The sequence below is a fragment of the Prolixibacter denitrificans genome (genome assembly GCF_003014495.1).
Taxonomy (GTDB): domain Bacteria; phylum Bacteroidota; class Bacteroidia; order Bacteroidales; family Prolixibacteraceae; genus Prolixibacter; species Prolixibacter denitrificans.
Map to the genome: position 1 here is coordinate 14,790 of NZ_PYGC01000014.1, position 19,716 is coordinate 34,505.

A 19,716-nucleotide genomic window follows, 5' to 3' on the forward strand; every position below is an offset into this window, starting at 1 on the left:
TTTCCAACGAAAAGAATCAGAAAGAATCAGGTTTTATAGAAAGACGGTGTGAAGATGGCCAGTACCGAAAGAATCTCCAGACGGCCCAGTATCATATTAAACGAAAGGTAGTATTTCCCAAAATCGGTTATTCCGGAAAAGTTGTTGGCGGGTCCTACCTTGCCCAATCCCGGACCAATTCCGCCAAGCGTAGTAATCACACTGCTGAATGCCGATTTATAATCGAGGCCGGTGCTCATCATGATGATAGAACCAACCAGGAAGGTCAGTAAATAAATAAAAGCGAAGGAATAGATACTCAGGATCACCCGCTCGCTGACCACCTGTTTATTGTACCGAACCTGAACGACGGAGTGTCGGCTGATCATTTTATGAAAGATACGTCGCGCATTCTTAAACATGATCAAATGACGTGCGACCTTAATTCCTCCACCGGTCGACCCCACGCTGGCCCCGATAAACATGATAAAGAAGATCACCAGAATGGCCATGGGCGGCCACTGACTGTAATCAGCCGACGAAAATCCGGTTGCTGTAATGATGGAAACCACCTGGAAGAGCGATTGGCGGAAAGCTTCCTCCAGATCGCCATGATAAAAATGGCGAACCTCGTTGGCCAGAAAGAGAGAAACCAGGATGAGAATTCCCCAGTACAAGCGGAACTCTTCGTTTTTAAACACGGCTTTCCACTTTTTATGAAAGAAGAAATAGTGCAGTGAGAAATTCATTCCCGAAAGGGCCATAAAAACAATCAGCACATACTGAATGTACGGCGAAAACTGCATGGCACTGGTGTTCTTTGTAGAAAAACCACCCGTGGCTACCGTTGCAAACGAATGGCACACCGAATCGAACCAATCCATGCCACCGGCCATTAGTAAAATGGTTTCGGCCACCGTCAGCACGAGGTAGATGAACCACAAACGTTTGGCTACATCGATGAAGCGCGGTTTGATTTTGTCAACTCCGAAGAAGGAACCTTCGGCTATCATCAAATGCTGTCCTCCCACCCTGAAATACGGCATGATAGCAATTACCAGCACGATAATTCCCATACCACCAATCCAGTGCGTTTCCGCACGCCAGAACAGAATGCCTTTCGACAATCCTTCAATGTCAACCAGAATGGAGGAACCAGTCGTGGTAAATCCTGAAACCGTTTCGAAAAATGCATCAACAAAGCGAGGAATCGACTGACTCAGCAGGTAAGGCAATGTTCCAAACAATGAAATGAAAATCCAAACCAGTACCACCACCAGAAAGCTGTCACGTAAGCCAGGCTCTTTCACCAGGTTACGATAGGTCGACAGCACCATCGTACCGCCTACTGCCAGCGTAATCACAAATGACCAGGCAATAGCATACACATCGGTACCTCCATACAAAAGCGAGATGGGAATATCGACAAGCATGAACATGCTTTCAAAAATCAAAGCAATGCCCAGTGTATTGGTTACCAGTTTAAAGTTTATATCCTTCATTCAAATGTTTGAGATGAGTTGCCTGCACCCTTAAATCAGCTTACTTCGATTAAAACAAAATTGATTAGAAAAAGCTTAATATTCTTGTTTTAACAAGCAGGAGGCGATGAATCGGATAAATGCAAAGGGATATGATGATCTTTCAGGGCGTGAGAAGAGGCGAAACAAAATGCGCTATCGGACGCCAACCTTCGCTCTGCCCCGACGGGAAGTGCAAAAGTAAGGGCCTGCTGCTCCACTTCCGGAGTCACTTCAGTTGGATTGTCTGCGGTATCACCCAACAGCGCCCAAACCATAGCAGATTTCGCTGGCTCTTTGTTTCCGTCATATTGTTCGGAAAATTGAACATATATTTTGCCTGTCACCTGCAAAACACAGATAAACATGACGAAAACAATACTATGTCGAATGAGCCTGCTTTTCATTTTAACGGCGCAAAAATAGAATATTTCCTTCCTATTCAAAGCCATCCATCTGCCTAATTTAACACTTAAATGGGTAAGATAAGATTAATTAAACATTGATTTAAGATTCAACTTCGTCAAGACAATGAGCATAATGTTCGTTGCCTCCGAAAGAAACAACGAAGATATCCGCTCAATTTGTTCCCCGCATCAATAATTGGTAACTTCAAGGTTTATGTGAAACATGGATAAATGGAAAGAGCATGCTGTTCCATTTACTGTTTTGTATCGACCATCTGATAATGAACGAATTTAACTTCCACATATGACAACAGAAACGGGTGAATCATTTGCCCTTTTGACCGGTGCCAGTCAAGGACTGGGGAAACACATGGCTTTAGAGCTGGCCAAAAGACAATTCAATACCATTCTGGTAGCATTACCCAACGAAGATATCCAAAGCATTGCCAAACAGTGCAGAGCTCTTGGGGTGAAGGCTTATTACTATGAAACAGACCTGACGAAGAAGGAAAATCTTTTAGCGCTCACCCACTGGCTTAATGAAAATTTCAACATCAGTATTCTCATCAACAATGCGGGTTTGGGTGGAACAGAAAGTTTCCATGAAACCAACGTTGATTATGTCGATCGCATCATTCAGTTAAACATCCGGGCTACCGCGATGATCACCCACCAGTTGTTGCCCAACATGATGCAGCAAAAGCAAGCCTACATCCTCAACGTTTCCAGTATGGCTTCATTCTGTCCGATGGCCTACAAGGCAGTTTATTCAGCATCCAAACGCTTCATTCAACACTTTTCCCGCAGTTTGCACCAGGAACTAAAACACAGTCATGTATTTGTCAGCGTGGTGCATCCCGGCCCCATGAAAACCAACAACGACGTCACGCAACGTATCAAACGACAAGGAATACTGGGGAAAATCGGACTGCTTTCGCCGGAAGAAGTAGCCCGGAGGAGTATTCACCAGCTGTTGAAAAAGAAATCGTTTATTCTGTTGGGCTGGAGCAATCGTCTGAGCTGGCTTTTCATGCGCTTTGTCCCCACGTGGATCAAGTTTCCCATGCTGAACCGGGCTTTCCGGCGCGAATCGAAATTTCAAATTGAATAAGAAAATGTATGCCAACCATATTAGTCACCGGTGCCAATGGTCTGTTGGCCACCCACATTATCATCGAATTACTTGAGAACGGGTATCACGTAAAAGGCTTGTTGCGTGACCGCCGAAAGTTTCAATACCCCGCACACCCGAATCTCGAGCTCATCGAGAACGATATCACCGACTTCTCTTCCGTAAAAAATGCTTTAGCAGGATGCGAGTCTGTCATTCATGTGGCAGCACTAACGGCTCAAAACTTCCTCCGTTATGATGCCTATGAAAAAGTGAATGTTCAGGCTTCCGAAGAGCTCGTCAAGCTGGCAATCGATGCCAAAATCAAACGGTTCGTTTACGTCAGTTCAGCCAATGCATTTGGCTACGGAAGTAAGGAAAATCCCGGGAACGAAACGACTCCAATGAAAGCCCCATTTACTTCCTCTTTCTATGCCCGAAGTAAACAGCAAGCACAAATGCGGGTTTTGGCCTACCGGGAACAAATGGAAGTCGTGGTCGTCAACCCTACATTTATGCTAGGCGCTTACGACGGAAAACCCAGCTCCGGACAAATTATTTTTATGGGCTACAACAAACCGGTCATTTTCTATCCGCCAGGAGGAAAGAACTTTGTACATGTAGCCGACGTGGCCAAAGGAACGGTGCTGGCCCTGGAAAATGGAATCGCAGGCGAAGCTTACCTCATGGCCAATGAAAACCTCTCCTATCGGGAATTCTTTCGTCAACTGGCAGAAGTCACCGGGCGCAACCCCTTGCTGATACCGATTCCCAAATTTATCTTAATCGCAGCTGGATATATGGGCGATCTGCTTCGTTTTGTCAACTACCCGGTTAGTTTTTCGTCCGTCAATATGCGGAGTCTTTGCGTTCACAACTACTACAGCAATGAAAAAGCGAGCAAACAACTAGGCATGACCTTTCGTCCGGTTAAGCAGGCAATTGAAGAAGCGGTCCAATGGTTCCGGAGTAAGGACATGCTCAGTTAATCCTTTCAAATCCCAAACTGCCCCGTTTCCACCCAGGCCATGTTCAGTAACGACCAGAAATCGGTGGCCAGTTTATTCGTCACATAATCATAGGGCATCCAGCCGTAGCCTTGCTCACCCCAGGTTGCTCCCCACGAGTTCCGGATGAGTAGCGCACCCGTCGTCGTTTTATTGCACTTCGTATTCTTCAGCATCTTCGTATCGTCGTAACCCACCGCTACAATGGCATGTCCCCATTCTGCCTGTTCTCCCGGACACGGATACGGAATTCCGCCAACGACATCACACGAATCAAACGAGGCAAATCCCCAGAAGCCAAACATCGAAGGGATTCCCGCCGCCAGGTATTTCTTCACGCCAAGCAAGACATCATCCCCCGGAACATTGGCCCCCTGCGGATCGTGGCAGAAATATTTCATCGCTTTGTAATCATCGGCAATGGCGTACACAAAACTACCCGGCTCTTTGTCGAACTCCGGTTTAGCATCCGTGTAAGGCCAGAATTTCTCGTCCGGGACACCGCAAAGAACCAGTGCCCCCATTGTGCTTCGCAACCAGGCTCCGGTATCGCCCGTAACTTGCATCAGGTTTCGCGTGGTTTTATAAATAAACAGGCGCGATGCATCGATATATTTGTTGTTCGCTTTTTTCTCAAAATATTCAATAATTCCGGCTGCCGCATGCGCCGTACAGGCACCCAGATTTTTCTGGTTTTCTACCGGAGAGCACCATTCCCGCAGGTCCATTTTAGCCGGAAGCGCTTTCAACTCTTTTCCTTTCGGCAGTTTCAGCTTTTTAGCTATCGTGGCAATTTCCGGTTTCTTTTCGGTATAGTCCCGCAGATCGGGCAATGGCGGCAGCCATCCGGTCCCAACCAACTGATTGCATTCAATTAACTTCACTTGTTTATAGGTTGCATACATTTTTCCTTCCTCCTCTTATCTGGTTAAAAATAGGGTGGATATAAACAGCCTGAAAAAACTCAGGCAGTCCTCTGGTAAAAGGTTGAGAGAATGTAAAAGAATGTGGGATGAACAGTAAATATACAATTTATCGTACCCGATACCAATAAGATACAAAGCAAACGATCGATATTCACTTATCCTTTATACTTTTATTCCAGACAAAAAGTTAACAGATGCTTCGATTTAAAACGGCCCGATTAAACATTCGCAATGTGGAAGAAAGTGACTTCGACGCCCTTCTTCGTATCTACAACCGAAAGAAAAACATGCAGTATGTTTCCGATGGAAACTATCGCTGGGCAAAAAAAGAACTTGTCGCAAAATACCGGAAATTCAACCAGCACATAAAAGATGGTTACGGGATATTCGCGGTAGAATTGAAAGATACCAACCAAATCATTGGTGAAGCTGGCCTTTTCAATTCCTTCGACGATTTATCGGTGCTGGAGCTCGGTTACATCATCGACTCCGCTTTTTGGCAACAAGGTTACGGGACGGAGATTTGTCAGGCCTTAATCGATTATGCTTTCAGTACCCTAAAAACAGAACAACTCATCGCCCGGATGTATGCAGCGAATCACGCTTCGGTTCTCGTTTCCGAGAAATGTGGAATGAAGAGGGTTAAAAACGGATTTGCTTCGGATGGACAGGAGTTTCTTGAGTACGCTATCAAGTGTTAGTTCAGTTTGAAACTCATTTCCCGCCAGTAATTTCACTCATCACATCCTGGCGGTGTTCCAGTCCCCACTCTACCATCACGTCCAGCACATTTTTAAAGCGGCGGCCTGAATCAGTCAATTCATATTCCACCGTTACCGGGATCGTGTTGTGGACTGTGCGTTTCACGATGCTGTTCATCTCCAGATCCTTTAACTCTTTCGAAAGCATGCGAGGCGTTATTTTCGCGATATCACGCTCCAACTCTTTGAATCGTTTTTTTCCATAAAGCAATGAGCCAATAATCGGCAGTTTCCATTTGCCACTGATGACGTTCATCGTGTCATTCACCGCCATCACGTAGTTACTGGAACACATCTTCACTTCGGCCAGTACCGTTGCATCACATGCCATAACCATTGAATTTATTGATACTATACTTCGGTATACCAGTATACTTTAGTATAGTAGTTACTTTTCAATAGCAAACATAGTGTATTTTTGCCATTGTTTTTAATTGGTCTAAAAAAAATTACCATGAATTTAAATGATAACCTGAAATGGCGTTATGCCACCAAGAAAATGAATGGCAAAGCCGTTCCTGAAGAAAAACTACAATATATCCTGGAAGCCGCCCAGTTGGCGCCGTCTTCCTCAGGGCTGCAACCCTACTCGGTTTTGGTGATTAGCAATAAAGAACTGAAAGAGAAGATGAAACCGATTGCCTGGGACCAAAGTCAACTCACCGATGCATCACATGTTTTGGTTTTTGCCGCATGGGAAAATTATACCGAAGAGAAAATCAAAGAGGTATTCAGCCGTACGATTAAAGAACGTGGTTTGCCCGAAACAGCGATGGATGCCTACCGGGAAAGACTGTGGGGCATGTACTCACAAATGCCGGAAGAGTGGCACTTCCACCACGCTGCCAAGCAGGCATATATCGCCTTTGGATTGGCCATTGCTGCTGCCGCTGAACAAAAAGTAGATGCCACCCCGATGGAAGGTTTCGACGCTGCTGCCATGGATGAGTTGCTCAACCTGAAGGAAAAAGGATTGCGCAGTGTAACAATTCTGCCGCTGGGCTACCGCGACGAAAACAACGACTGGCTGGTGAATATGAAAAAGGTACGTACGCCAAAAGACAAGTTTTTCATTGAGCTGAACTAAACAGATTATCTCGCAACATAAAATCAACCGCACAGGTTAATACTTGGCGATTATTCATGCTACGGATGGAAGGCTACTGCTTTTCATCCGTTTTTTTGTTTTTCAAAACAGACCAAAGAACCTCAACAAAAGACACAAATTCATTAAATTAGAGTTACATCAAACCAAACGATTAACGAAATACCGGAAAGCCATGAAAAACATCCTGCTGCTTTCAACCCTTTTCTTCCTCCTCGCCCCCGCCTACGGACAAGTACTGGTAACCTTCCGAATCGATATTGAGGATCTGATAGCTGCCGGTTTACTTTCTCCGGCTGACAGTAACAAGGTATTCGTCAGAGGTTCATTTAACAACTGGAGAGGAACAGCACATGAGTTAAAAAGGTTACCAGAACAGCGCATTTATCAGGGTACTTTTGATCTGAACAAGGAAGCAGGAGACACCATTTCCTACAAATTTGTGATTGAGAAAAAGCAAGGCCATTTCTTCTGGGAACGAAACCCGGATCCAACTAATCCCGGAAATGGAAACAGGCAGTTCACTCTTGAAAAAGAAAAAATGGTACTTCCGATAGCCCATTTTCGTTACGATGAATATTTCATCTATCCGGTCGTCTTCAGCAAGCAGAAGTTGCAGGAAGACTTCCGGCAATTCCGCCAAATACTTGAGACTACCCACCCGGCACTGTATGACTATACAACCAAAGAAGTACTTGATTCACTCTTTGACCTAAGCTACTCCCGGATTGATACAGCACTTGACTTCCGGACATTCCTGATGTTGATGACCGAAGTAATTTCGCAGGTGGGCTGTGGTCATTCCAGTCTTTGGATTCCAAACGCCTACTGGAATGTGGCGCCCGAAAGATTGTTTCCTCTGAAGTTGCAAGCAGCGGAAGGGAAAACCTACGTAACCGGCAGCTACGATAACAAAGAAGAAATTCCGATCGGCAGCGAACTACTCATTATCAACCAAATGCCAATATCTGCTCTTATCAACCAGTTGGCTGCTCTCACTTCAGCCGATGGTTTCAACCACTCATACCGGCTCACCAAAGCCACCCAGAATTTCGCCATTAAATATGCCCATGCCTATGGCTTTCAGGATACTTTTCAGATAGAATATTTAGTTCCGGGAAAGCGACAAAAGCAAGTGGCGTTCCTTCAGCCAGTTTCCAAAGAGGCCGTTGATAAAAGCAAAACGAAACATACGGAACTATCATTTAAAGAAATCGAAGGAACCAACGCGGGCGTTTTAACCATCAATACTTTTGGCTATTACAGCCGGGTAGGTATGTTCCGGAGTTTCGTTGATAGTGTTTTTCAGGTAATCGAGAAAAATGCAATCGGGAACCTGATACTTGACCTACGGGGAAACGGCGGCGGCGATCCCTTTTGTTCCTCGTACCTCTGGGCTTATCTGGAACCTGAGCCAGTACCTTATTTCGAGGACCACTACGGTAAATATGATACGCTGGCGAATCCAGTCCCTCAACCAGCCTTTCCCTATCAAGGCAAGTTATTTACCCTTATCGACGGAAACGGCTTTTCCACCACAGGCCATTTTTGCGGACTACTGAAATATCATCAGGTGGGCAAGTTTATCGGTACCGAGATAGGGGCCACTTACACCTGTACCGGCAATGCGACTTACCCTCCATTGAAGCATACCCGGATCATGGTCGGGACGGCGCGTGTGAGACGATATACCGCCGCGGTTAAAAATATGGACCCGAAGCGGGGAATTATCCCTGATTATCCTGTAGAATTAACTCAGCAGGACATTATCGACGGGCGGGATGCCGTATTGGAATATGCGCTTAAATTAGCCGGAGCTACCGACTAAACATCGTTGACCGAAAATCAAAAACCACCGATTTCTGGCGAAAATGGCCAGAAAGCTCTACCTTTGTAACGCTTTGAAAACAAAATAACGATATCACCCAACTCCCTTCCGGGAAAACAAAGAAGAGCCAGGTAACAGCGTTTAAGTTGCTATCTTCATCTTACATGCTCTTCTGACTCCATCATTTTACAATTTATGATTCAGGTTGTGTGTGGCTATTCGCACATAAACCATCACACATTAAATAAAAAGTTATGACAATCACAGATATACTGGCGAAAGCTCAGATGCCATCGTTATATGAGAAAGGTTCCGCCGTGATGTGGACGGATCCGTACATTTCAAAGCAAGTGTTACAAATTCACCTCAACGAGGAAATTGACCTGGGAAGCCGAAAAAAGTCGACAATTCTGCAAACTGTTGACTGGATGCTCAAACAATCCGAAAAGAAGTCACTGAACATCCTGGATTTGGGATGTGGTCCCGGCTTGTATGCAGAGCAATTGGCCAACAAAGGCCACAAGGTCACCGGTGTTGACTTTTCGGAGAATTCCATAGCGTATGCCCGCGAAGAAGCACATCGCAAACAGCTCAACATTACCTACCTGCAGGCTGATTATACAGCGCTGGAACTGGAGGCCAACCAATTTGATTTAGTCATCCTGATTTACACCGACTTTGGCGTGTTGTTGCCGGATGACCGGGAAAAACTCCTCAACCTGGTTCATCGGGTGTTGAAGCCCGATGGCAAATTCATCTTCGACGTACTCAACGACAACGAACCGGAAAAGAAGCCCACACCCAAAACGTGGGATGCATCTGCCGGAGGCTTCTGGAAACCGGAGCCCTACCTGGTACTTTCGGAATCGTTTCTTTATCCGGAAGAAAAGGTCATTCTATACCAACACATCGTCGTCGACGAGCAGGATAAAAGCGATGTTTACCGTTTCTGGACACATCTGTTCTCGCATAGTGATTTGAGCGGAATGCTGAGCAAACATGGCTTTCAATCCATCAGCTTTCACGAAAACGTGCTGCCCGGAAACGATCCCTGGAGCGGTGAAAACGTTACCTTTTGTCAGGCCATCAAGGTATGAGCAAAAGAATACATTTCATTCTAAGAACGAAGGCAGCCTGATTGGGCTGCCTTTCTATTTCTTGAATACGTTACTATTTCCGGAGTCATCATCCCGTTGTTCCCAACGCATTGGCGATGGCGTTCACACATTGCAGGAGCGCAAACAGGTACTGATCTTCATCCGGAAGGTTGTCCTTTTTGGCAGTCCGCCATTTACTGAGCAGCTCAATCTGGGCATCGTGGAGATGCGCCAATGCTTCCGCGCGAAGCATGGTGGAATAATAGTGATTCTTCCGACGTTCATGAATAGGAATTTTCAACAGATCAGAAAGCATATTTTGGGTCAACTCGAACTCGGCTACCATTTTAGCCATCATCCGTTCCCGAACATCGACATCCTCTACCAGGGCAGCATATTTTGCCATGATGCGCTCATCGGTAGACGCCAGACTCGAGTCGAGGTTGGTCATTACATACCGTACGAACGGATCGTATTTTACTAATTGACAAAGTTTCGCATACTCTTCCTTGTCATTGGTCTGCATCTCTTTCAGCGTAGAGCCCACACCATACCAGCTGGTAATGTTGAACCGCGACTGCGCCCAGCTGAATACCCACGGGATGGCCCGCAAATCTTCGATGGAACGCTTACCCGTACGACGGGCCGGTCGCGAGCCAATCTTACTCGATTCAATCACATCGATGGGGGTCGCCTGCGAAAAGAATTGGATGAAATCGGGATCCGAAATCAACTCATGGTAATAATACTGTCCGCGCTCTCCCAACTTGCGGAACAAACCGGCCACATCTCCATTCCCGGAAGGAAGAAACTTGTGCAACGCTGTCTGTGCCGTGACACTCGCCAGCATCAATTCTAGGTTGTAAGCCGCGTTGACCAGGTTGGCATATTTCCGCTCGATGGTTTCGCCCTGTTCGGTTACCCGGAATTGTCCGTTAATGGAACCGTACGGAAGCGTTTTGATGAACCAGTGCAGCGGTCCCGAGCCACGACTAATACTTCCTCCTTTACCGTGGAAAAACCGAACGACAACCCCGTGCTTCTTTCCTACTTCGGTGAGGTGGCGCTGAGCTTCGTTCAAAAACCACGAGCTCGCCAAAATACCACCGTCCTTGTTACTATCGCTGTACCCGACCATCACATCCTGATAGAGGGCATTGGCTTTGGTACGTTCGCGCTGCAATTCCAGACTGTTCTTCACCACTGGATGGCTCAGATAGTCATCCAGAATCTGTGGGCTCGCCTTCAGGTCACCGATGGTTTCGAAAAGCGGTACCACCGGCAGCTTGGCTGCCAACGCATTGTTGTATTCAATCGTGAGTCCTGCCTCGCGCATGAAGAGATAAACCGTGAGCAAATCTTCGGCGTTTCGGGTCATACTGATGATGAGCTTACCAATGGAGCGTGAACTATAACGACTAATGTGATTCTTCACGACCTGTAGCGTCTCGACAACATTGCGGGCTTCGTTGCCGGTTCCTGAATGTTCCAGCAAGAAAGGCCGGTTCATCTTCAATTCGGCATCCAAAAACTGACGCTTGTCTTTTTGTTCAGCAAGTGAATCAGCTCCGGCGTCCACCCCCAGAGACGCAGCAACTAACTGCTCCAGGGCTTTCTCGTGAAACTGACTATTCTGACGAATATCGAGCTGCGCCAGGTGAAAACCGAATACATTGAGCAGTCGCTTGCAGCGTCCCACATCGACATGTGCAATTTCGGGAATACCAAAACTTTCCAGTTCCTGTGAGAGAATATCTAAATCCGCTACCAGTTGTTCGGAGGAGCGATACCGGTTTTCAGCATCTTCCAGTGCCATGTTATATTCCTGCGTCACATCAATGGGCAACTTGTGCAGCAACAACATGACGTAGGCTTTGAATATCTCGTTCTGGTTTTCTTTCAGGACTTCGTCTCCCGAAGTTCCCAACTCTGAAACCAATTGTCCCAATCTTGAAGCAAAATCCTCTCCTGCCCCGTGCAAACTGATGTAAATACTCAGTTTCTGCGCCAGCGTTAGCAATTCTTTCTTGACAATCACAAAAGCGTGAATGCGCAGTTTATTCAACGTCATGCGGGTGATTTTGGGTGTTACCAGTGGATGGCCGTCGCGATCACCACCGACCCAGTTTCCGAATGACAATCCCGGGAACAAATCAGTATCATTCAGCTTAGCTACATCAAATCCAGATTCTCGCCAGGCCTGCCGCAACCGCTTGTCGAGGAAGACCACCACATCGGGGAAGACGTTAGTGAAGTAGTGCAGAATATTATCGAGCTCCGATTCCAACCGGGGCTTTTCGATGTAAATCTCGTCGATGTTCCACAACCGGTGCAGGATTTGCTTGATCTCGTCACGGATATCTTCCCGCTCGATATGCGTGTACATCTTGTTTTCACGACGAACCAACAACAGGTACAAACGGCGGTATTCCTGCAACACGACGGTTCGTTTTGCCTCGGTAGGATGTGCTGTTAATACAGGCTCGACCAGCACATTGGGCAATACTTCCAGAATTTGGTCTTCCGTGACTCCTTTTTCCTTCAGCAATTTAAAATTCGCTGACCATAATCCGTTCACCGAACTCATATCCCGATCTTCCCTGGCTCGTCGGCTTTGCACAGCTCCATTCACTTCCACCAGATTGACCAGCTGAAAGCTCATCGAAAGCATGTGAATGTAATCGTTACTCAGAAGTACTTCTTCGGGAGGTTGTTCATCGGAACTAATCCAGGGAATATAAGGAACAATGGCCTGCTTATCGCTCTCTTCAAGCACTTCGCGAAAGCAAGTCAACAAAAAATCCAGATCTTCATACGGCCTTCCCAGCGCGTTCCTCACTTCGGTGAATACAGTTTTCATAGTCATCGCAATTTTCTAAGGAACTAAACATCTGAAATTATGAACAGTTCAAAATGATTTGAAATTGGATATTTGAACAGACGCCCCCGCGTTGGCGAATTTCTGTAAGCCATTGCGTTTTATCACTTTTCCAGTGACTAAAAATAGCTACCGAAACAGTGGGTTCTGACTGAGAAACGAGGTTTGATTTTCAACAAAACATATAATTGGGTACTTTTGACATTCGGGCCACCGTTTTTACTGTCAGTCATCGTTGAAGAAGAGTAATTAATTTTGAATGGAAAATCGATTTTACCATTGGATCACCGGAAGATTTCCGCAGAACTACCTCATTAAATATCCGTTCAGAGGGGCCGTCATCGTTACTCTTTTTTCGTTTCTGTTTACCATGTTGTATGACCCGCTTAATTTCCATGGCAACCAGATTTTTTCCTATCCTCAACTGATGGGACTATATTGTTTTGTAGCGGGTATTACCGTTTATCTGTTAACTTATTTCCTGAAATTAGTTCCCTATTTTCACTCAGAGGAAGAGTGGACACTTGTAAAAGAAATCCTGTCTATATTGATTATTCTTTTCGGAATCGGGTTAGGAATCTATTTCAGTGCTTCTCTTATCGACCCACAAACTCCCCAATGGACATTTCATAATTTCATTGGGTCCCAGACAAATGCGTATTTAATCGGAAGCCTTCCCTTCCTGTTTTCATTGATTATCAATATCTCTCAGAAAGTTCATCATCGCAGTACTGAAAGCACATACTCTACAGAAATAGAAGCGAACCCAGTTGATATTGCTGAAGAGATGATCCAAATCAAATCGAAACTGAAAAAGGAAACGTTAGAATTTTATCCAAGCCAATTTCTTTACGCCGAATCCGACGGTAACTATGTGATGTTTTACCTGAATGAAGAGAGTGAAATCAGTAAGAAAATCATTCGCAACTCCATCAGGCAGGTGGAACAGCAACTCACCGGTCAGCCTCATTTTTTCCGAACACACCGCTCTTTCATCGTCAACCTGGAAAAAATTACCGGGAAGAATGGAAACACTTCAGGCTACCATCTAAACCTGGAAGGTCTTTCTACCGAGATACCGGTTTCGCGACAAAATGTGGCCAAATTCGATGAACTTTTTCCGCTCAAAGCCTAAATCCAGCTTTACCACTGGTCACAGATTTTTGTTTTTCGTCACACAAACCAGCTGATTTTACAGGTATCTCAGACCACTTATCACAAATTCTTGCTGTATACCCCAAGTTCTTGGAAGGAGAAAACGAGTTTCCTCAATTTGCATGAAAGACTTCACGCAAAACTTAAAATTTCAGGGAACAATGACACGTTTTTTCAATGCAGCAAGCATCTCAAAAATCCTTTTATTAGCAATTGTCGGGTTGATGAGCGTTCAAAACCTTTTCGCACATTCCATCACCGGTCAGGTGAAAGATGGTAAAAGCGAGCAATCCATACCTTACGCCACCATTTCGCTTTACAACGCGAACGATTCTTTATTAATAACCGGAACAGTCAGTGGAACCGACGGACATTTTGCTATCACGAAAGTAGCCTCGGGTGAATATGATCTTCGCGTCAGCTTTATGGGGTACCAAACCGTAACCCGTAAGATTGATCTAACCAGTCAGGAAAATTATCACACCGGTACCATTCTATTGCAGGCAGCATCGGTCAAATTAGGAGAAGCAGTGGCCATCGGCGAACGCATCAAAGCCAAAGCTGAACCGGACAAAACAACGTATTTCATCAATCAGAAAATAAAAGATGCATCGAATACCGGTCTCGATGTATTGAAGTACGTTCCCGGTGTCCAACTCGATTTCAGTCAACATCTCTCTCTCGAAGGAAATCAAAACATCCTGTTGCTGGTAGACGGGAAAGAACGAGACACCGGTTTCATCCGGCAACTCGACGCCAGTCAGATCGACAAGGTGGAAGTGAATACCATGCCGGGTTCGAAGTATGATGCAAGTGTTTCGGGTGTCATCAATATCATTCTGAAACACAAAAGAACCGGTGTCAACGGTTACGTGCATGCCGAAATTCCGACTTCCCCGAATGTTGTCTACATTTTTCCGGGATACGGACTCAATTACGGTGGAAAAAAGTTCAGCCTGCAAACGTCTTACAGCGGACAGGTCAGTAATTTCCCCATCGTTAATAACAGCTATCGTGAAATTAGTAAGCCGCAGCAAACAACTACCATTACTTCACAGCAGGACCTAATGCAGAACAACTGGTCGCACCGGTTTAATTTCGGCATTGACTATTTCCTGAACAAACAGAACCAGTTCAACCTGTACACGTTTTACAATCCGTATTCCAGCGAACATAACGGAACCGTGACGTTGCAATCGAAGGTCAATCAGGCGCAACAGAAATACTGGCACGCGAAGAAAACTGATAATGACCGAAACCACAAGTTCTTTAGTTCGCTTTACTACAAACATCTGTTCAGTCACCCCGGCCAGGAGCTGACCCTGGACGCCAGCTACTATTATCTCACCGCTCACAATGCCACTACATACGCTTATGATTCTTCATCCGAAGGTGGGGCCAGGGAACAAACCAATATCGTCAGGCCCCGACAGCACTCGACCAGCATTAAAGTCGACTTCAGCTCCCCTCTTGCAGACCATCTCAAACTGCAGTCCGGAGTAAAAGGCATATTAAAATCAATGGCAGATCGGCAATCCGAATCTTTCCGCTACCGCGAAAATATTCTGGCAGGTTACGGTTCACTCTCCTATGCCAAAGACTATGTCCAGATCAATGCCGGACTGCGCGTGGAGCAATCGACCAACGATTTCTCGGGTCATTTTACGCATCATAGCTGGTCGTGGCTCCCATCAGCTTCGTTGAACTACAAACTCACGAAAACAAAGAGCCTAAAACTCTCTTATCGTCGTTCCATCTATCGTCCTAACATCTATCAGCTGAACCCGTACGTATCGCAGAATGACCCGTTCAGTCTACAAAGCGGAAATCCTGCGTTGAAACCACAATTCAATCAGGACCTGTTTCTCGATTACTCGATGAGGCTTGGCAACAATTTCCTCTCCACCCGGCTCTTTTATAGTCATTATACCAATGCCATCAACCGGTTGACCCTGGTGAATGATTCGAACCTGTTTCAAACCAACATCTACAATGCAGGTGAAATCAAGCAACTGGGTGTACAACTAAGCGGAGCGTTGAAGTTGGGTAAAATACTCGCATTCAATCCTTACATCAAAGTATTCCGATACCACACCAGCCCCAATGCAATTGCCCGTCAATATCAAATTGCAGAGAAAAAGAAAATCACCTACCAAATGGGGTTATCCGCCATTGCGTCTTTCAACCACAACTGGACAGCCACTTTCCGGATGCAATATTATCATCCGCAAACTGACGTACAGAATATATATTTGAGCGACGCCCTTTACTTCGTTTCAGTGGAGAAGTCCATCAAAAAGAAACTAAAGCTGGGCATTATAAGCGGATTACCGTTCAAACACTCTTTCGAATATGACGGAGAAAAAACATACGGTGCAAATTTCTACCGACGTTCAGAAGGAAACATTATTCTGCCCAAAATTCCCGTTTGGTTTTCTATCCGCTATCAGTTTAGTTCCGGGAAAAAAGTCCACACCATTCAGCGGGAAACAGAAAAACTCGATCGGACTCCGAAAAAAGGATTCTAACCAAATGGAGCGTCAAGAATTGAAAATTCATCCGGGAGGCAACCAATATCAGAAGCAGATAACTCAGCCTTCCGGATCACTCTCCCATAAACAATCTTTTCATTCCATTCGTTACCTTTACGCCAATCCAAACCAAAACCTGTCAAGCTTAAATCCATGTTTTACAAAAACTAATAAACACCATAAACAAGAAAGCCACAGGTAATGAAAAAAATCTTGCTTCTCCCGATGCTGATTGCAGGCATCGTACTGACCTTAAAAGGACAGCCACCAACTGAACAACTTACGTCATTTGTCGATCCGTTTATTGGAACGGAAGGTGCGGGTGATGTATTCCCGGGCGCTTCGCTGCCGTTCGGAATGGTCAAGCTGGGCCCCGATTGCAGCGACAAAAGTTCCAATTCCGGTTATGTTCCCGGAGGCGTGATCCATGGTTTCAGCCATGTTCACGTAAGTGGAACCGGCGGAGGTCCGAAATACGGAAACATTCTGGTAATGCCGTTCACCGGACCTTTTCAACCAGGGGAAATTCAATCACAACCATCCAATGAACAGGCCAGTCCGGGTTATTTTGCCGTTGATCTGACTAATTATGACATCAAAGCCGAGATGACCGTCAGCAGGCGCGTCGGTTTTCACCGGTACACATTCGGTAATACGAACGAACGTGGCATTCTCGTCGATGCCGGCAGCATGCTGGGGGAACACCATTGTTGTGGTGAAGCCCAACAGCTTATTGGCTCAGAAATCAAAGTCGTTTCCGATACGCTGATTCAGGGGTACACCCGCGTGAGAGGCGGATGGAACAAAGGCGGCGAATACACCGTTTTCTTCTCTGCCGTTTTCGATACGCCGGCCAAATCATTCGGAACATGGAAAGGAGATACCGACTCTCCAGAAAAAGCATCAGAATACGATAGCGGAGAAAAAACAGGTGCCTGGTTCTTTTTTGGGAATGGAAGTAAAAAAGCCATACAGGTAAAAGTAGGCATCTCTTTCATCAGTTGCGGAAAAGCACTGGCCAATCTGCGACAGGAAGTCCCGGGATGGGATTTTGACAAAGTACATCAGGATGCTGTTCAAACCTGGAATAAGGTTTTGAATACAATTCATGTGGAAGGCGCTTCGGATGATATGAAAAAAGTTTTCTACACTGCAATGTACCACGCGATGCTGATGCCGGTTGACCGGACCGGAGAGAATCCGAAATGGCACTCCGATGAACCGTATTACGACGACTTCTACGCCATCTGGGATACCTTCAGAGCAACGAATCCCTTGCTGACACTCATTCAGCCCAACCGGGAGAGAGATATCGTTCGCTCACTGATCGACATTTACCGTTACGAAGGCTACATGCCCGATTCCCGAAGCGGTAACCAAACCGGACGTACCCAGGGCGGCAGCAACTGCGATATGGTCGTTGCCGACGCGTTCCTGAAAGGTCTGAAAGGCATTGATTATCAAACCGGATACGAAGCGATGATAGAAGATGCGGAAATTCCACCGGGTGGCAACCAGCAAACCGATGGTCGCGGTGGCATTAACGAATACATCAAGTTGGGGTATGTACCCGCCGAATACGAACCGAAAGGGAAATCTCCCACACTGCATACGCCCAAGCTCTATGACCGAGCCGGAACGCGAACAGTTGAATACTCAGCCAACGATTGGGCCATTGCTCAGGTGGCAAAAGGACTAGGCAAAAAAGCCGACTATGAGAAATACCGGAAACGGGCATCCAACTGGCCCAATTTATGGCGACGACAGGTAAACGATAGCGGCGTAAGCGGCTTCATTTGGCCCAAGCGCAGAGACGGTTCGTGGGTCGAGGATTTCTCTACAACAAAGGCCGGCAGCTGGGGCAACTTCTTCTATGAAGCCGATGCATGGGAATATTCTTTTTATGTCCCGCAAGACGCACAGGCACTGATTGACAGTTGCGGTGGCGCGGAAACGTTCGTCAAAAGGCTGGATACTTTCTTTACCGGCCCAAACTACCGGGTCGACAACGAGCCCAGTTTCTTTACACCTTGTCTGTACACCTATGCCGGCTATCAATACAAAAGCAGCGACCGCATTCGCGAGATCATTCAGAAGCATTATACATCGGCTCGCGACGGGATTCCCGGCAACGACGATTCCGGCTCTATGTCAGCCTGGTTAGTGTTCAATACCGTTGGTTTTTACCCCAATGCTGGTCAGGATGTCTATCTCATCACAGCCCCTCATTTTCATCGCGCTGTACTTGATTTAGGCGATGGCAAACAACTGGAAGTCATTGCGTCCAATCTTTCTGAGAAGAACCGATATATCCAATCGGCTACGCTGAACGGCAAGCCTTTAAACAGGGCCTGGTTCCGCCACAGCGAAATTGCCGACGGAGGAAAACTTCGGTTTGTTATGGGGCCCAAACCATCCGATTTCGGGAAAGAGAACCTACCTCCTTCTCTGTCTGATATGGAATAAAAAACAGAACATCAGATGGTCACCTCATTGATACGGGACCATCTGATGTTTCTCCACCTTTCCCAATATTACAGCTAGTTACGTTGGTCTTTTCTGCTATCTTTAAAATCATTATTTAACCCAATTGCGATTTTAATCTCAGCAAACCATGAAACCGATTCGCATTCACTACTTGCAACATGTTCCGTTCGAAGACCTTGGTTGCATCGAACAATGGATAACCCAAAACCACCATCCATCAACTGTCACCCGCTTCTTCGAGAACGATGAGCTTCCCTCTCTTTCCGATTTCGATATGCTGATTGTCATGGGTGGCCCGATGGGAATTTACGACGATAAGGAATATCCATGGTTAACTGAAGAAAGACAGTTCATCCGAAAGGCCATCGATGCGAATAAAACAGTTCTGGGCATTTGTCTGGGTTCTCAGCTCATTGCGCATGCTATGGGTGCTAAAGTCTATCCAAACCGGGAAAAAGAAATTGGTTGGTTCGATATCTCTTTGACCGAACAAGGCCACCAATCCAGGTTACTGGAAGGTTTCGATGAAACATTTCCCGTTTTTCACTGGCACGGCGATACCTTCGAACTGCCTGCCGGTGCCCATCACCTTTTTCAATCGGAAGGCTGCGTGAACCAAGCTTTCATTCGTGACCATGTGCTGGCACTTCAGTTTCACTTTGAAGTTACTCCGGAAAGCCTAAACGAAATGGTAAAACACGGAAAAGAAGAATTGACTGACGGAAAGTATATCCAAAGTGCAGAAGAAATTCTGGCTCACCAACAGCTCATTCCTCAGAATAATGATTTGATGTTTACCATTCTCGACAGATTGGTCTCCAATGTTTTTTAGTTGTACCTGTCAGGCTCAATTTATATTATAAAACAGGTGATTACATCACACAACAAACAAAAAATAAATTACTTTAGACACAACTAAACCAG

16 protein-coding genes are annotated in these 19,716 nt (G+C 45.9%); 10 read left to right on the forward strand and 6 right to left on the reverse strand.

What is annotated here, in order from left to right:
• Positions 1 to 26: 26 nt before the first annotated feature.
• Together CLV93_RS18380 and CLV93_RS18385 are read right to left on the reverse strand one after the other, a co-directional pair.
• On the reverse strand, positions 27 to 1,481 hold the full coding sequence (locus CLV93_RS18380; RefSeq protein ID WP_106543693.1) for a TrkH family potassium uptake protein: 1,455 nt from the start codon (positions 1,479 to 1,481) through the stop codon (positions 27 to 29).
• A gap of 89 nt (positions 1,482 to 1,570) precedes the next feature.
• On the reverse strand, positions 1,571 to 1,945 hold the full coding sequence (locus CLV93_RS18385) for a hypothetical protein (protein WP_170288144.1): 375 nt from the start codon (positions 1,943 to 1,945) through the stop codon (positions 1,571 to 1,573).
• 265 nt (positions 1,946 to 2,210) lie between these two features.
• Between CLV93_RS18385 and CLV93_RS18390 the strand changes: the two genes are divergently transcribed.
• Together CLV93_RS18390 and CLV93_RS18395 are read left to right on the forward strand one after the other, a co-directional pair.
• The gene (locus CLV93_RS18390; protein WP_106543695.1) at positions 2,211 to 3,017 is read left to right on the forward strand and encodes an SDR family NAD(P)-dependent oxidoreductase; all 807 of its coding nucleotides are present in this window, start codon (positions 2,211 to 2,213) and stop codon (positions 3,015 to 3,017) included.
• Positions 3,018 to 3,025: 8 nt separating this feature from the next.
• Entirely contained in the window at positions 3,026 to 4,006 is a 981-nt protein-coding gene (locus CLV93_RS18395) for an NAD-dependent epimerase/dehydratase family protein (RefSeq protein WP_106543696.1), read from the forward strand.
• A 5-nt stretch (positions 4,007 to 4,011) separates the two neighbouring features.
• Here the strand turns inward: CLV93_RS18395 and CLV93_RS18400 are convergent, their stop codons facing one another.
• Positions 4,012 to 4,908, reverse strand: coding sequence for a C1 family peptidase (locus CLV93_RS18400; RefSeq protein WP_211297907.1), 897 nt, complete (start codon positions 4,906 to 4,908; stop codon positions 4,012 to 4,014).
• Positions 4,909 to 5,144: 236 nt separating this feature from the next.
• Here CLV93_RS18400 and CLV93_RS18405 point away from each other — a divergent pair, with 236 nt between their 5' ends.
• Complete coding sequence (locus CLV93_RS18405; RefSeq protein WP_106543698.1) at positions 5,145 to 5,651, forward strand: GNAT family N-acetyltransferase; 507 nt, start codon at positions 5,145 to 5,147, stop codon at positions 5,649 to 5,651.
• Between the two features lie 13 nt (positions 5,652 to 5,664).
• Here CLV93_RS18405 and CLV93_RS18410 read toward each other — a convergent pair whose 3' ends face one another.
• On the reverse strand, positions 5,665 to 6,042 hold the full coding sequence (locus CLV93_RS18410; RefSeq protein WP_211297908.1) for a winged helix-turn-helix transcriptional regulator: 378 nt from the start codon (positions 6,040 to 6,042) through the stop codon (positions 5,665 to 5,667).
• A 123-nt stretch (positions 6,043 to 6,165) separates the two neighbouring features.
• On the opposite strand from CLV93_RS18410, the gene CLV93_RS18415 reads away from it, so the two are divergent.
• The 3 genes from CLV93_RS18415 to CLV93_RS18425 all read left to right on the forward strand — a co-directional run bounded on the left by CLV93_RS18415 (position 6,166) and on the right by CLV93_RS18425 (position 9,741).
• Positions 6,166 to 6,798, forward strand: a complete 633-nt coding sequence (locus tag CLV93_RS18415; RefSeq protein WP_106543699.1) for an NAD(P)H-dependent oxidoreductase — start codon at positions 6,166 to 6,168, stop codon at positions 6,796 to 6,798.
• Between the two features lie 193 nt (positions 6,799 to 6,991).
• Positions 6,992 to 8,644, forward strand: coding sequence for a S41 family peptidase (locus CLV93_RS18420; protein WP_146142084.1), 1,653 nt, complete (start codon positions 6,992 to 6,994; stop codon positions 8,642 to 8,644).
• A 254-nt stretch (positions 8,645 to 8,898) separates the two neighbouring features.
• Positions 8,899 to 9,741 (forward strand): class I SAM-dependent methyltransferase, encoded by an 843-nt coding sequence (locus tag CLV93_RS18425; RefSeq protein ID WP_106543701.1) that lies wholly within the window; start codon positions 8,899 to 8,901, stop codon positions 9,739 to 9,741.
• Positions 9,742 to 9,829: 88 nt separating this feature from the next.
• Here the strand turns inward: CLV93_RS18425 and CLV93_RS18430 are convergent, their stop codons facing one another.
• Positions 9,830 to 12,601, reverse strand: a complete 2,772-nt coding sequence (locus CLV93_RS18430; protein WP_106543702.1) for a phosphoenolpyruvate carboxylase — start codon at positions 12,599 to 12,601, stop codon at positions 9,830 to 9,832.
• A 277-nt stretch (positions 12,602 to 12,878) separates the two neighbouring features.
• Between CLV93_RS18430 and CLV93_RS18435 the strand changes: the two genes are divergently transcribed.
• Positions 12,879 to 13,754, forward strand: a complete 876-nt coding sequence (locus tag CLV93_RS18435) for a LytR/AlgR family response regulator transcription factor (protein ID WP_106543703.1) — start codon at positions 12,879 to 12,881, stop codon at positions 13,752 to 13,754.
• Positions 13,755 to 13,935: 181 nt separating this feature from the next.
• Entirely contained in the window at positions 13,936 to 16,302 is a 2,367-nt protein-coding gene (locus CLV93_RS18440) for a TonB-dependent receptor domain-containing protein (RefSeq protein ID WP_170108996.1), read from the forward strand.
• Here CLV93_RS18440 and CLV93_RS20325 read toward each other — a convergent pair.
• Positions 16,299 to 16,460 carry a hypothetical protein gene (locus CLV93_RS20325; RefSeq protein ID WP_170108997.1) on the reverse strand — a complete coding sequence of 54 codons (162 nt, stop codon included), beginning with the start codon at positions 16,458 to 16,460 and terminating at the stop codon, positions 16,299 to 16,301. The two genes, CLV93_RS18440 and CLV93_RS20325, sit on opposite strands and share 4 nt — an antisense overlap.
• 46 nt (positions 16,461 to 16,506) lie before the next feature.
• Between CLV93_RS20325 and CLV93_RS18445 the strand changes: the two genes are divergently transcribed.
• Both CLV93_RS18445 and CLV93_RS18450 read left to right on the forward strand, forming a co-directional pair.
• A complete protein-coding gene (locus CLV93_RS18445; RefSeq protein WP_106543705.1) occupies positions 16,507 to 18,771 on the forward strand; it encodes a GH92 family glycosyl hydrolase in 2,265 nt (754 codons plus the stop codon).
• Positions 18,772 to 18,919: 148 nt separating this feature from the next.
• On the forward strand, positions 18,920 to 19,624 hold the full coding sequence (locus tag CLV93_RS18450; protein WP_106543706.1) for a type 1 glutamine amidotransferase: 705 nt from the start codon (positions 18,920 to 18,922) through the stop codon (positions 19,622 to 19,624).
• Positions 19,625 to 19,716 lie beyond the last annotated feature (92 nt).

What these genes read in the sequence shown, in the direction of transcription:
- CLV93_RS18380 (WP_106543693.1), bottom strand. Translation starts at nt 1,481, where the DNA reads ATGAAGGATATAAACTTTAAACTGGTAACCAATACACTGGGCATTGCT.
- CLV93_RS18390 (WP_106543695.1), top strand. Translation starts at nt 2,211, where the DNA reads ATGACAACAGAAACGGGTGAATCATTTGCCCTTTTGACCGGTGCCAGT.
- CLV93_RS18395 (WP_106543696.1), top strand. Translation starts at nt 3,026, where the DNA reads ATGCCAACCATATTAGTCACCGGTGCCAATGGTCTGTTGGCCACCCAC.
- CLV93_RS18405 (WP_106543698.1), top strand. Translation starts at nt 5,145, where the DNA reads ATGCTTCGATTTAAAACGGCCCGATTAAACATTCGCAATGTGGAAGAA.
- CLV93_RS18410 (WP_211297908.1), bottom strand. Translation starts at nt 6,042, where the DNA reads ATGGCATGTGATGCAACGGTACTGGCCGAAGTGAAGATGTGTTCCAGT.
- CLV93_RS18415 (WP_106543699.1), top strand. Translation starts at nt 6,166, where the DNA reads ATGAATTTAAATGATAACCTGAAATGGCGTTATGCCACCAAGAAAATG.
- CLV93_RS18420 (WP_146142084.1), top strand. Translation starts at nt 6,992, where the DNA reads ATGAAAAACATCCTGCTGCTTTCAACCCTTTTCTTCCTCCTCGCCCCC.
- CLV93_RS18425 (WP_106543701.1), top strand. Translation starts at nt 8,899, where the DNA reads ATGACAATCACAGATATACTGGCGAAAGCTCAGATGCCATCGTTATAT.
- CLV93_RS18430 (WP_106543702.1), bottom strand. Translation starts at nt 12,601, where the DNA reads ATGAAAACTGTATTCACCGAAGTGAGGAACGCGCTGGGAAGGCCGTAT.
- CLV93_RS18435 (WP_106543703.1), top strand. Translation starts at nt 12,879, where the DNA reads ATGGAAAATCGATTTTACCATTGGATCACCGGAAGATTTCCGCAGAAC.
- CLV93_RS18440 (WP_170108996.1), top strand. Translation starts at nt 13,936, where the DNA reads ATGACACGTTTTTTCAATGCAGCAAGCATCTCAAAAATCCTTTTATTA.
- CLV93_RS20325 (WP_170108997.1), bottom strand. Translation starts at nt 16,460, where the DNA reads ATGGATTTAAGCTTGACAGGTTTTGGTTTGGATTGGCGTAAAGGTAAC.
- CLV93_RS18445 (WP_106543705.1), top strand. Translation starts at nt 16,507, where the DNA reads ATGAAAAAAATCTTGCTTCTCCCGATGCTGATTGCAGGCATCGTACTG.
- CLV93_RS18450 (WP_106543706.1), top strand. Translation starts at nt 18,920, where the DNA reads ATGAAACCGATTCGCATTCACTACTTGCAACATGTTCCGTTCGAAGAC.